Source organism: Streptomyces sp. NPDC002926 (genome assembly GCF_053591755.1).
This window is the reverse complement of the sequence record NZ_JBSFUK010000004.1, coordinates 443,749-454,862: the sequence shown is the minus strand read 5'-3', so window position 1 is coordinate 454,862 and position 11,114 is coordinate 443,749. Positions and strand designations below refer to the sequence as shown.

Sequence of the window (11,114 nt, the reverse complement as noted above, 5' to 3'; positions counted from 1 at the left end):
GCGGTGTGTGAGGGGCGGGGAGCCGGGAGCTAGAGCGTCAGCCCGCCCTTGATCGTGGTCAGCGCGCGGTCCACCAGGACGATCAGCGCGTCCTGGTGGTCGCGCGCGGCCCAGTACAGCACCACCTCGCGCAGCGCCCCGAGCACGGCCGCCGTGAAGATCCGTACGTCCAGGTCGTCGCGGTCGCGGCCGGTGCGGTCGGCCAGCGCGTGGACCAGCAGCTCCGCGGCGGTGGCCATGGTCACGGTCATCCTGGCCCGGACCGCCGGGACTTCGACCATCAGCCTGGTGCGCTGGACGACCTCCTCGCGCTCCTCACGGATGAAGGTCCGCAGCCCGTGCGTCATCACCTGTCGGATCGACTCCAGCGGGTCCTCGCCGACCGGTCTGGCCCGCAGTGCCGCTTCCAAGACCGGGCCGTACTCGTCGGTGAGGACGATGTCCTCCTTGGTGGGGAAGTAGCGGAAGACCGTGGAGGGCGAGACCTCGGCGGCTGCCGCGATCTGCTCGATGGTGGTCGCCTCGTACCCCTGCTGGGCGATGAGACCGAAAGTCGCCCGCCGGATCGCGATCCGCGTCTTGAGCTTCTTGCGCTCGCGCAGCCCCAGCTGTGGCTGCGCCGGCGCGACGGACGAGTCGCGCAAGGGGTTACCTGTGGTGGCGGCCATGCTCGTCATTGTCGTGCATCGACGTCGTACATCGATGTCGTGCGCCGACCGGGGGCGGCGGGTCCCGGAGAGCCGATGTCAGATGACAGCAGCTCTCCAAAGACGGTCGATGTCAGGAAAAAGGCCGTGGCGGCGATGCCACGGCCAGGGCCGTACGAGTGAGGGGAAGGAGCGGTCGGCGCCGCTTCTCGAACACGCCCCTAGTGCTGGTAGGCGACCATCGAGATGCCCACGTAGTGCACGACGAACGCCGCGAGGGTGAGGGAGTGGAAGACCTCGTGGAAGCCGAACCAGCTCGGTGACGGGTTCGGCCGCTTGATTCCGTAGATCACTCCGCCCGCGCTGTAGAGCAGTCCGCCGACAATCACGCAGACGAGCACGGCGATCCCGCCGGCCCGCATGAAGTCCGGCAGGAAGAAGACCGCCGCCCACCCCATCGCGATGTAGCAAGGCGTGTAGAGCCAGCGCGGGGCGCCGACCCAGAAGACCCGGAACGCTATGCCCGCCACGGCCGCCACCCAGACGGCCCACAGCAGCGTCCGGCCGGTGGAATCGGGGAGGAGGAGCATCGTCAGCGGGGTGTAGGTGCCCGCGATGATCAGGAAGATATTGGCGTGGTCGAGCCGGCGCAGTACGGCTTCGCCGCGCGGGCCCCAGGTGCCGCGGTGGTAGATCGCGCTGACGCCGAAGAGCAGGCACGCTGTGAAGACGTAGATCGCGCAGGCCACCCGGGCGCGGGTGGAGTCGGCGAGTGCCGTGAGCACCAGCCCCGCGACGAGCACGGCGGGAAACATCCCGGCGTGCAGCCAGCCGCGCAGCCTCGGTTTCACCGGGGTGGGCTCTATCTCGGTCACTTCGGGCGCGGCAGAGGTCATGGCGAAGATGTTACCTACGGAACCGTAGGTAACGGGCCCCTTCCCGCCAGGCTCACAGCGGTTGGGCTCGAGCCCGCTCCGGGTTCGCGGCCCGGTTCCCACCTATTGGTTCGAGGTTTCGAGTGATGAGTGGCGATGCTCACGTGAGAGGTCCTCTGGACATATGGGCACAGTGCACCGATCATCAGATGAGTGCGGTCGGCACCGGATGAGCGGGCTACGAAGCATCCGGGTCGCAGCCCCCACGGGGCAACAACCTTCAAACCCCTCACTTAGGAGCGATCGTGGCGCGCGACATCGCGGCTCCCGGCACCGTCCCCACCAATCACCAGGAGCTCGTCTCCTGGGTCGACGAGATCGTTGCACTCACGGAGCCGGACAGCGTCGTCTGGTGTGACGGGTCCGAGGCCGAGTACGAGCGCCTGTGCGAGGAGCTCGTCGCCAAGGGCACGTTCAAGAAACTGGACCCGATCAAGCGCCCGAACTCGTACTACGCCGCGTCCGACCCGAGTGATGTCGCACGTGTCGAGGACCGCACCTTCATCTGCTCCGAGAAGGAGGAGGACGCGGGCCCGACGAACCACTGGAAGGCTCCCGCGGAGATGAAGGACATCTTCGCCGGCGAGAAGGGCATCTTCCGCGGCTCGATGCGCGGGCGGACCATGTACGTCGTGCCGTTCTGCATGGGACCGCTGGGCTCGCCGCTCTCCGCGATCGGCGTCGAGATCACCGACTCCGCGTACGTCGCCGTCTCCATGCGGACGATGACGCGCATGGGCCGCCCGGTGCTGGACGAGCTCGGCACCGACGGCTTCTTCGTCAAGGCCGTCCACACCCTCGGCGCCCCGCTCGCCGAGGGCGAGGCCGATGTGCCGTGGCCCTGCAACTCCACCAAGTACATCTCGCACTTCCCGGAGACCCGCGAGATCTGGTCGTACGGCTCCGGCTACGGCGGCAACGCCCTGCTCGGCAAGAAGTGCTACGCGCTGCGCATCGCGTCCGTCATGGCGCGCGACGAGGGCTGGCTCGCCGAGCACATGCTGATCCTCAAGCTCACTCCGCCGCAGGGCCCGTCGAAGTACGTCGCGGCCGCCTTCCCGTCCGCGTGCGGCAAGACCAACCTCGCCATGCTGGAGCCGACCATCTCCGGCTGGACCGTGGAGACCATCGGCGACGACATCGCCTGGATGCGCTTCGGCGAGGACGGCCGGCTGTACGCGATCAACCCGGAGGCCGGTTTCTTCGGCGTCGCGCCCGGCACCGGTGAACACACCAACGCCAACGCCATGAAGACCCTGTGGGGCAACGCCGTCTTCACCAACGTCGCGCTGACGGATGACAACGACGTCTGGTGGGAGGGCATGACCGAGGAGGCGCCGGCGCACCTCACGGACTGGAAGGGCAACGACTGGACCCCGGCGTCCGAGACTCCGGCGGCCCACCCGAACGCCCGCTTCACCGTGCCGGCTTCGCAGTGCCCGATCGCCGCGCCCGAGTGGGAGGACCCGAAGGGTGTGCCGATCTCGGCGATCCTCTTCGGCGGCCGCCGCGCCTCCGCCGTACCGCTGGTGACGGAGTCCTTCGACTGGAACCACGGTGTCTTCCTCGGTGCGAATGTCGCCTCCGAGAAGACCGCGGCCGCCGAGGGCAAGGTCGGCGAGCTGCGCCGCGACCCGTTCGCGATGCTGCCGTTCTGCGGTTACAACATGGGCGACTACATGGCCCACTGGATCAAGGTCGGCCAGGCTGCGACGTCCAGGGGCGACGGCGCCAAGCTGCCGAAGATCTACTACGTCAACTGGTTCCGCAAGAACGACGCGGGCAAGTTCGTGTGGCCGGGCTTCGGCGAGAACAGCCGCGTACTGAAGTGGATCGTGGAGCGCCTGGAGGGCAAGGCCGAGGGCGTCGAGACGCCGATCGGCGTCCTGCCGACGCGAGAGGCGCTCGACACGGACGGCCTCGAACTGCCTGAGGCCGACATCGACTTCCTGCTCAAGGTCGACAAGGAGGTGTGGCGCGAGGAGGCCGCTCTGGTCCCCGAGCACCTCAACACCTTCGGTGACCACACGCCGAAGGAACTGTGGGACGAGTACCGCGCGCTGGTCGCCCGTCTCGGCTGAGCGGAGCCGAAGTCGAACGGCTGAAGAAACGTCGCGGCGGATCCTCCAGACATCCGCCCTGACCTGTGGGGTCACACAGGTCCGCCGCGTCCCCCGGCCCCCGGAGCCCCCTCACGGCTCCGGGGGCCGGACTCTGTCCCACGGACTCCTCGCACACTGCCGCCGCGGGCCCGATCGCCGGACGTCACAGCCGAGGGCCTCGATGACCTCTTCGGGCGCGGCAGGGTGGTGGCCTGCGTGGGGTCACAGGCCGTGCCGGCGGTCGCCGAGCACGCGCTCGCACACGTCACGCTCCAACTGCGGTGAGAAGGGGGAGCGACGGGCGGCAACAGCCCGGCGGGTCTCCTCGGCGATCAGGTCGGCGTTGATCGCCGCGGCGGCGCGCACGCCCGCACCGGCGGCGCCGACAACCTGCTCGATCAGGTTGGTGACGTTGCCGGCCACCCACACTCCGGGCACCGCGGTCGCCCCTGTCGGGTCGGCGGCGATGTAGCTGCCGATGACATGACCGCCCATCTCCTGCTCGACGGCCGAGAGTCCGAGGCCGGTGAGGACGGCTGTGCGGGCGGTGAAGCGCGGGACGACCGCGAGAGCCTGGCAGGGGAACTCCCGGCCGCCGGCCAGCCGCACACCGGTGAGGCGGTCGCCGGTCACCTCCAGGCGGGTCACCTCGCCGTCGACGACGGCGATGGCGCGGGCGGCGAGTTGCTCGTACTCCTCCTCGCCCGGTTCCGGCGCGGTGTGCAGAAACAGGGTCACGTCCTTGCTCCACTGGCGCCACAGCAGTGCCTGGTGGACGGCGAAGGGTCCGGTCGCCAGGATGCCGATGGCCCGGTCGCGTACCTCCCAGCCGTGGCAGTACGGGCAGTGCAGCACCTCCCGTCCCCACCGCTGGGCCAGGCCGGGAACGTCGGGCAGCTCATCGACCAGGCCGGTGGTCACCAGCAGCCGCTCCGCCAGGACCGTGCCGCCGCCGTCGAGGACGACGCGGAAGCCCCCCGACGTGCACCGCTCGGCGGCCACGACGGTGCCCGCCCGGATCGCACCGCCGTAGCCGGTCACCTCCGCGCGGCCCGCGGCCAGCAGTTCCGCGGGCGGCGTGCCTTCGCGCGCCAGATAGGTGTGGACTCCGGCCGCCGGGGCGTTGCGCGGCTGACCGGCGTCGACCACCAGTACCGAGCGCCGTGCCCGCGCCAGGGTCAGCGCCCCGCTCAGTCCCGCGGCACCGCCTCCGACGACCACGACCTCGTAGCGCCGCTCCTCGTCCGTGGAAGCGGCGGCCGGAATCAGCTCGTTCTGTCTCGTCATGTCGCTTACCTCCGTTCACCGGAGATCGTCGTTCCGTGGCCGGCCACTTGACAAACCTTCTTGCCGAAGCGGCAAATGAGGAGATGGCTGACGACGACATTCCCGGTGTGCTGAGCGCGGTCGGCCCGCGGTTGCGGGCCCTGCGGCGCGACCGCGGCACCACCCTGGCCGAGCTGAGCGAGGCGACCGGCATCTCGCTCAGCACCCTCTCGCGACTGGAGTCGGGGAAGCGCAAACCGACCCTGGAACTCCTGCTCCCGCTGGCCAAGGCACACAACGTGCAACTGGACGAACTCGTGGGCGCGCCACCCACCGGCGACCCACGTGTCCACCCGCGCCCCTTCACCAGGCACGGCCAGACCTTCGTGCCACTGACCCGCCACCTCGGCGGCCTGCATGCCTACAAGCAGATCCTCCCCGTCGGGAAGGAGACGGGCGTACGGCCCGAGCAGCGGACGCACGAGGGCTACGACTGGCTCTACGTCCTGTCCGGCCGCCTGCTGCTGGCTCTGGGCGGGGACGACATCGTCCTCACCGCGGGCGAGGCGGCCGAATTCGACACCCGCACTCCCCACGGCTTCGCCAACGCCGGACCCCGGCCCGTCGAGTTCCTCAGCCTGTTCGGGGCGCAGGGCGAGCGGATACACGTACGGGCCCGCCCCGCAGGCAGATGACCGGCGCCGGCCCGGCGGCCCGTGGTTCCCGGGCGAGGTCGGCTTCCTGGTTCTGGGCGGGCTGATCCCGCTCGGCGCGTCGCTCGCGGATCGTGGATGTGCAGACATGCCGGAGCCCTTCCCGCAGTGGCGGGAAGGGCTCCGGCATGTCGTGGAGGCTGCGGACAGTTGGTGGCACCCGGCCCACGCGCCTCCGCGGCCCGTGAACCGGGGCCGTCAGTGGGCGCCGACCAGAGGTGTGTCGGTCAGCGCGGCGGTGTGCGCGTCCATGCGCTCGGCGGAAAGGATCGCGGCGGCGGTGTCGGCGCGCGACGCGGCGACGACGAGCGCGCGGCCCGCGAGAGCGTGCGCGCGGCGGTGCAGGGCAGCCGGATCGGCGCCGCTGCGGCCAGCATGGCGGACCGGCGGGGCGCCACGGAGGCGGGAGATCTGGGCCGCGATGCGCTCGGCAGCCGCATCGAGACCGAGCTCGTCGGTTACGGCGAGCAGAGCGGAGAGATGTCCGGCGAGCTGGATGTCCAGCTCTTCCTCGCGGCTGCGGTGCGGGTACTCGGCATCGTCGGCCATCGAATGGAGTGACCTGGTGCGGATCGGCTCGTACATGGGGATGGCCTCCTGCTCACTGTCAGGAGACCATCCTAGCTTAGATTCTGTCTAAGGTTGAGCCGGGTCGTGAATCTTTGCCCGGGAGCGGGTCACGGCTGGCTGTAGCCGTCGAGGAACCTGCCGATCCGCGTCACCGCGTCCGCCAGATCCTTCGCCGCCGGCAGCGTCACGATCCGGAAGTGATCGGGCTCCGGCCAGTTGAATCCCGTGCCGTGCACGACCATGATCTTCTCGGTCCGCAGCAGATCGAGCACCATCTGCCGGTCGTCCTTGACCTTGTAGACCTTGGGGTCGAGGCGCGGGAAGAGATACAGCGCACCCTTCGGCTTGACGCAGGTCACGCCCGGGATCTGGGTGAGCAGGTCGTACGCGACATCCCGCTGCTCCAGGATCCGCCCGCCCGGCAGCACCAGGTCCTCGATCGACTGCCGGCCGCCGAGCGCGGTGGCGACGGCGTGCTGCGAGGGCATGTTGGCGCAGAGGCGCATATTGGCCAGGATCGTCAGGCCCTCGATGTACGAGGAGGCGTGCGCCTTCGGGCCGCAGACCGCCATCCAGCCGGAGCGGTAGCCCGCCACCCGGTAATTCTTGGAGAGCCCGTTGAAGGTGAGAACCATCAGGTCCGGGGCGACCGCGGCGGTCGGCGTGTGCGTGGCGCCGTCGTAGAGGATCTTGTCGTAGATCTCGTCGGAGCAGACGACCAGGTTGTGCCGACGGGCGATCTCGGTGAGGCCGCGCAGCATCTCGTCGTCGTACACCGCACCCGTGGGGTTGTTCGGGTTGATGATCACGATCGCCTTGGTGCGGTCGGTGATCTTCCGCTCGATGTCGGCGAGGTCGGGCATCCAGTCGGCCTGCTCGTCGCACCGGTAGTGCACGGCGGTGCCGCCGGCGAGCGAGACGGACGCGGTCCACAGCGGATAGTCCGGGGCAGGTACGAGTACCTCGTCGCCGTCGTCGAGCAGTGCCTGCATCGACATCTGGATCAGCTCGGAGACGCCGTTGCCGAGGTAGATGTCCTCGACGTCCAGGTCGATGCCCTTGGTCTGGTAGTGCTGCATCACCGCACGGCGTGCGGACAGCAGCCCCTTCGCATCGCCGTAGCCGTGTGCGTCGCCGAGGTTGCGGAGGATGTCCTCGAGGATCTCGGGCGGGCACTCGAAACCGAAGGCGGCGGGGTTGCCGGTGTTGAGCTTGAGGATGCGATGACCTGCTGCCTCCAACCGCATCGCCTCCTCGAGGACCGGGCCCCGGATTTCGTAACAGACGTTTGCGAGCTTCGTCGACTGGATCACCTGCATGTCCGCGAGCTTACGGGCGCGTAACGCTGATCGCCCCGTGTTTTCGGCCACCGCGAGGTGGCACGAATGTCCGGTTTGACACATCGGCCGATGAGAGCGGCTCCGTCCCTTCGAAAGGGCCACCCGGACGGGCCGGACACCTGCGGTTTGTGTTGCGGGGGCAGGAGGGAATCGGTTCGGTGTTGTCCTCGTCACCTTCGCCTCGTCCTCGTCGTCGGCCCGCGCCGTCGGCATCGAGATCCCCGGCGACGTGCCGCTGCTCGGCTTCCGGCCGGAGCGGGTCGGCTTCGGCCGGCCGGCTGGCCTCAGGGGCACGCCGGCCGCTCACCGGTATGCCCGGCGGTTGAGCGGAACGTGGTCCGTCCGCCGGCGGGCCGGGATCGTGCCGGTGACCGGCCGGTACCGGTCGAAGGCGCACTCCCGATCTCCCGCACACCCTCGCCGCGCGTCAGCGCCGGCAGGTGCTGCTCTCACCGACTTACCGGCGCTCAGGGCGCGGGAAGCGTTCGCGCATCGCGTCGATGCAGGTGTCGCGGGACGTGGGACCGTTGAAACGGAGACGGTCGTACGCGGTGAACGCAGGCTCCAGCGCATCGAGTTCGTCGATCAGAGCGTGCAGTCGCACTGCCCACCGCACCGAACCGGCAGTCGGCTCGTGCGGCGCGGCGCTGATCGCGGCCGTCAGGCGGTCCTTGCGCCGGATGGCGGCCGGAGTCACCGAGTGGAGGCATACGTAGCGTCCGCTGAGGTACGAATCCCACTCCTCCTCGCCGACGGCCGGCACGGTCCAGTGAGCGGTGAACCAGGCTTCGAGCCGGTGTGTGCCGCCCGCCTCGTCGGCGAGGGAGAACAGATCGGCCGGCACCATCTCGGCCCCGTCGGAGCGCAGGTATCCCGGCAGCGGCAGACGCCGGCCCAGCATCAGCCGGCGGGCCTCGTCGGCATCACGGCCGTGGACTGCGCACAGTTCATCCAGGACGGTGAACTGCGCGCTGACGTACGCGTCGTCGGCATCGGTCATCGGATGCTCACCGTTGACCTCGCGGAACCGGTCCGCCAGCTGCCTCTTCAGGTCTGTCGTCGACATACGTGGCCCTCCGCCGCCACCGCACGGGGGCGTCCCGCGGGGTGCTCCGCACGCTATCGACGGGTTGGTTCGGTGCTCACCGAACGGTGCGGAGCACGTCGTGATGGCGCGCAGGGGGACGGGGCGGAGCTCGCGGCCGGATTCGCCGGACCCCCGCAGCCGAGGCCGAACCGGGGCGTATCGCACAACCGCCGCCCCGGCCACCGGAAGGTGGCCGGGGCAGTGCCCTGAGAAACCCTGTCTTTAGGGCTCGTCGCACTCCTTCCAGGCCAGCCGGTAGATGGTGTTGATGGCACCGTCCGTCGAGTCCATCGTCATGAAGCTGGTCGTCTTCTTCGGATCCGATGTCCCTGCGCTGACCCGCACTTCGGTGTTGATGTTGAAGTTGCGCTTCACGCCGCATGCCGCCCAGACCAACTGCCCCCACTCCGTGGAGTCGGACGCCTGCCAGTTGTCGTCGAGGGGCCCCTTGAAGGGGTGATTTCTGGCCGCCGTGTCAGGCGAGCCCTGGAAGTAGTACGACGCCTTCTGCATGGCGGTGGCACCGGACTGCAGGCTCGCGAAACCGCGGTAGTCGGCGCTGGCGATCGCGTACGTGAAGCCTTGCGGGACATGCACCACCAGGTTCAGCTGGCAGTTCTTCCGGAAGTCGGTCGAGCTCGCACCCACGCCCACTTTGGCGAGGTACTCGCTGTAGGTCACGGTGAAGGCCGTGTTGTCCTCGGACACGGCCACTGCGGCGGACCCTGGGCGACAGCCCGATCCGTTGACTGTCGCGATGTCGATCGTGATTTTGTCCGGGGGCGCGATGCTCACAGCGGAAGCATTCTGAGAGGCCAGCAACGAAGCGAGAATTGCCGCTGTCGCGCCACCTGCGAAAAGTGCACGGGACATGATTCTCCCATCGGGAAATGTGAGGGGTTCATCCGGAAGTGACCATGCCTAGGCATGATCATGTCAACTCTTCAAGTATTTCGTGGCGCTTCTTGAAGAGCCGGATCGAGTGGAATGGTAGATACCAGGGCAGGGGCTGGCTAGGGCCGTTATCGGCCTCTTGCGTATGCGCCGGAACCGGCCACAGAGAAAAGCGGCACCGGGGTGCACTTTCGTGACCCTCGGTGCCGCTTTGTAACAAATGTCAGCCGTTGCCGCAGGCGTTGCCGAAGGCCGGGTTCAGCAGGGCGATCACATCGACAGTGTTGCCGCAGGCGGCGAGCGGCACGTGAATCGGAGCCTGAATGACGTTGCCCGACAGGATCCCGGGGGAGCCGGCAGCGGCACCTTCGGCACCCGCGTCCGCCATGGCGGGGGCAGCGCCACCCATGGCCATGACGACGCCCGCGACAACGACAGCAGCCTTCTTGTGCTTCATTATTTTGATCCTTTCAGCAGTGGTGCCGTACGCAAGCCCGACCTTCGCGCTGCGCTGCCAGTTCCCTGTTCATGAACACCTCTGCAGGACTAGTAACGACTGGATTCCCGCGAAGAAACCTCGGTATGGCCGCCGTCCCGAAAAGTCACTCGTATGCAGCACGGCGGTTTATCGGACCGCCGGAGGATTATTTGCGGGGATGATCTCCCGCCGCTCCGGGCATTCCCGTCCCGCTCGTGTGCGGCCGTTTGTGAATACCGGCGGAGGGTCTTCAAGAGGCCCTCCGCCGGTGAGGCAGATCGTCGCACGTATCCGGATGCGCCATGCCAACAGGAAGCACGACTGCCCCACGACGCAATGCGCCGCCGGCTGGAGGCTTGTACCCGAATAGATCCCGGTACGGTCTGCTCCGCCATTCCATCACTCCCTGGCGACCGCCCGGCCCCGTATTCACCCGTTTGCTGAATGAATTCCGAGAGTCCGGCAGAATTGCTGATCGAGACGTTGTTTGGGCATCAAGTACGCAATCGAAACGATGAGGTGCAATGTGAAGATCCGAATACCGGTCCACCCGGTCGGCGGGGCTGCGGATTCACTCACATGGCCCACATCGGCACGCTCGTAGGGTAATTGGGCTGAACAGGGGTACCGGCGTCGTCGGCCGTGTCATCTCCATGCGTATCCCGTTTCGATCTATGTGAGCCCTAACGTTGGGCAGAACATCGAGCAGAAGGTGCTATTTCCCATGAAGACTGCCAAGAAGGCCGCCCTGGTGCTTGCCACCGCTGGTCTCGCCGCCGGTGCCGCCTCCGGATCCGCGTTCGCCGATGCCGGTGCGGACGGCGCCACCGCCGAATCGCCGGGCGTCGTCTCCGGCAACCAGGCCCAGGTTCCGGTGCACGTCCCGGTGAACGTCTCGGGCAACACCGCCAACGTGATCGGCCTCCTCAACACGGCCTCCGGCAACGTCGCCTCCAACGGCTGAGCCGAGCTTCGCCACACCAGGGTGGGGGGGGGGGGGGGCGGGGCGGGGGGGGGCCCCGGCCGGGGTGGGTGGGGGGGGGGGGCGCCGGGCAAAAGAATGTCGCGGGCCGCCGCCCCCC

The 11,114-nt window shown here is 68.4% G+C and carries 11 protein-coding genes; 3 read left to right on the top strand and 8 right to left on the bottom strand.

Going from position 1 to position 11,114, the window contains the following annotated elements; all coding sequences use genetic code 11:
• Positions 1-29: 29 nt before the first annotated feature.
• Positions 30-668, bottom strand: coding sequence for a TetR/AcrR family transcriptional regulator (locus ACWDZ6_RS11195; RefSeq protein WP_451502636.1), 639 nt, complete (start codon positions 666-668; stop codon positions 30-32).
• 200 nt (positions 669-868) lie between these two features.
• Positions 869-1,543, bottom strand: coding sequence for a PAQR family membrane homeostasis protein TrhA (trhA, locus tag ACWDZ6_RS11190; protein WP_326652251.1), 675 nt, complete (start codon positions 1,541-1,543; stop codon positions 869-871).
• 284 nt (positions 1,544-1,827) lie between these two features.
• Between trhA and ACWDZ6_RS11185 the strand changes: the two genes are divergently transcribed.
• Positions 1,828-3,663 (top strand): phosphoenolpyruvate carboxykinase (GTP), encoded by a 1,836-nt coding sequence (locus tag ACWDZ6_RS11185; protein ID WP_451502635.1) that lies wholly within the window; start codon positions 1,828-1,830, stop codon positions 3,661-3,663.
• Positions 3,664-3,906: 243 nt separating this feature from the next.
• Here ACWDZ6_RS11185 and ACWDZ6_RS11180 read toward each other — a convergent pair whose 3' ends face one another.
• Positions 3,907-4,971 (bottom strand): NAD(P)/FAD-dependent oxidoreductase, encoded by a 1,065-nt coding sequence (locus tag ACWDZ6_RS11180; protein ID WP_451502634.1) that lies wholly within the window; start codon positions 4,969-4,971, stop codon positions 3,907-3,909.
• Between the two features lie 83 nt (positions 4,972-5,054).
• On the opposite strand from ACWDZ6_RS11180, the gene ACWDZ6_RS11175 reads away from it, so the two are divergent.
• On the top strand, positions 5,055-5,645 hold the full coding sequence (locus ACWDZ6_RS11175; protein ID WP_451502633.1) for an XRE family transcriptional regulator: 591 nt from the start codon (positions 5,055-5,057) through the stop codon (positions 5,643-5,645).
• Positions 5,646-5,861: 216 nt separating this feature from the next.
• Here the strand turns inward: ACWDZ6_RS11175 and ACWDZ6_RS11170 are convergent, their stop codons facing one another.
• The 5 genes from ACWDZ6_RS11170 to ACWDZ6_RS11150 form a co-directional block, all read right to left on the bottom strand.
• Positions 5,862-6,248, bottom strand: coding sequence for an SCO4983 family protein (locus tag ACWDZ6_RS11170; RefSeq protein ID WP_451502632.1), 387 nt, complete (start codon positions 6,246-6,248; stop codon positions 5,862-5,864).
• 92 nt (positions 6,249-6,340) lie between these two features.
• Complete coding sequence (locus ACWDZ6_RS11165; protein WP_326652256.1) at positions 6,341-7,552, bottom strand: pyridoxal phosphate-dependent aminotransferase; 1,212 nt, start codon at positions 7,550-7,552, stop codon at positions 6,341-6,343.
• A 478-nt stretch (positions 7,553-8,030) separates the two neighbouring features.
• Positions 8,031-8,639, bottom strand: a complete 609-nt coding sequence (locus ACWDZ6_RS11160) for a DUF6058 family natural product biosynthesis protein (protein WP_451502631.1) — start codon at positions 8,637-8,639, stop codon at positions 8,031-8,033.
• Between the two features lie 243 nt (positions 8,640-8,882).
• Entirely contained in the window at positions 8,883-9,533 is a 651-nt protein-coding gene (locus ACWDZ6_RS11155; protein ID WP_389174713.1) for a DUF4360 domain-containing protein, read from the bottom strand.
• 244 nt (positions 9,534-9,777) lie between these two features.
• Positions 9,778-10,011, bottom strand: coding sequence for a chaplin (locus ACWDZ6_RS11150; RefSeq protein ID WP_351460883.1), 234 nt, complete (start codon positions 10,009-10,011; stop codon positions 9,778-9,780).
• A 745-nt stretch (positions 10,012-10,756) separates the two neighbouring features.
• Here ACWDZ6_RS11150 and ACWDZ6_RS11145 point away from each other — a divergent pair.
• Complete coding sequence (locus ACWDZ6_RS11145; RefSeq protein WP_326652260.1) at positions 10,757-10,996, top strand: chaplin; 240 nt, start codon at positions 10,757-10,759, stop codon at positions 10,994-10,996.
• Positions 10,997-11,114 lie beyond the last annotated feature (118 nt).

Excerpts from the sequence above, each read along its gene's own strand:
- ACWDZ6_RS11195 (WP_451502636.1), bottom strand. The coding sequence starts at position 668 with ATGGCCGCCACCACAGGTAACCCCTTGCGCGACTCGTCCGTCGCGCCG.
- trhA (WP_326652251.1), bottom strand. The coding sequence starts at position 1,543 with ATGACCTCTGCCGCGCCCGAAGTGACCGAGATAGAGCCCACCCCGGTG.
- ACWDZ6_RS11180 (WP_451502634.1), bottom strand. The coding sequence starts at position 4,971 with ATGACGAGACAGAACGAGCTGATTCCGGCCGCCGCTTCCACGGACGAG.
- ACWDZ6_RS11175 (WP_451502633.1), top strand. The coding sequence starts at position 5,055 with ATGGCTGACGACGACATTCCCGGTGTGCTGAGCGCGGTCGGCCCGCGG.
- ACWDZ6_RS11170 (WP_451502632.1), bottom strand. The coding sequence starts at position 6,248 with ATGTACGAGCCGATCCGCACCAGGTCACTCCATTCGATGGCCGACGAT.
- ACWDZ6_RS11165 (WP_326652256.1), bottom strand. The coding sequence starts at position 7,552 with ATGCAGGTGATCCAGTCGACGAAGCTCGCAAACGTCTGTTACGAAATC.
- ACWDZ6_RS11160 (WP_451502631.1), bottom strand. The coding sequence starts at position 8,639 with ATGTCGACGACAGACCTGAAGAGGCAGCTGGCGGACCGGTTCCGCGAG.
- ACWDZ6_RS11155 (WP_389174713.1), bottom strand. The coding sequence starts at position 9,533 with ATGTCCCGTGCACTTTTCGCAGGTGGCGCGACAGCGGCAATTCTCGCT.
- ACWDZ6_RS11150 (WP_351460883.1), bottom strand. The coding sequence starts at position 10,011 with ATGAAGCACAAGAAGGCTGCTGTCGTTGTCGCGGGCGTCGTCATGGCC.
- ACWDZ6_RS11145 (WP_326652260.1), top strand. The coding sequence starts at position 10,757 with ATGAAGACTGCCAAGAAGGCCGCCCTGGTGCTTGCCACCGCTGGTCTC.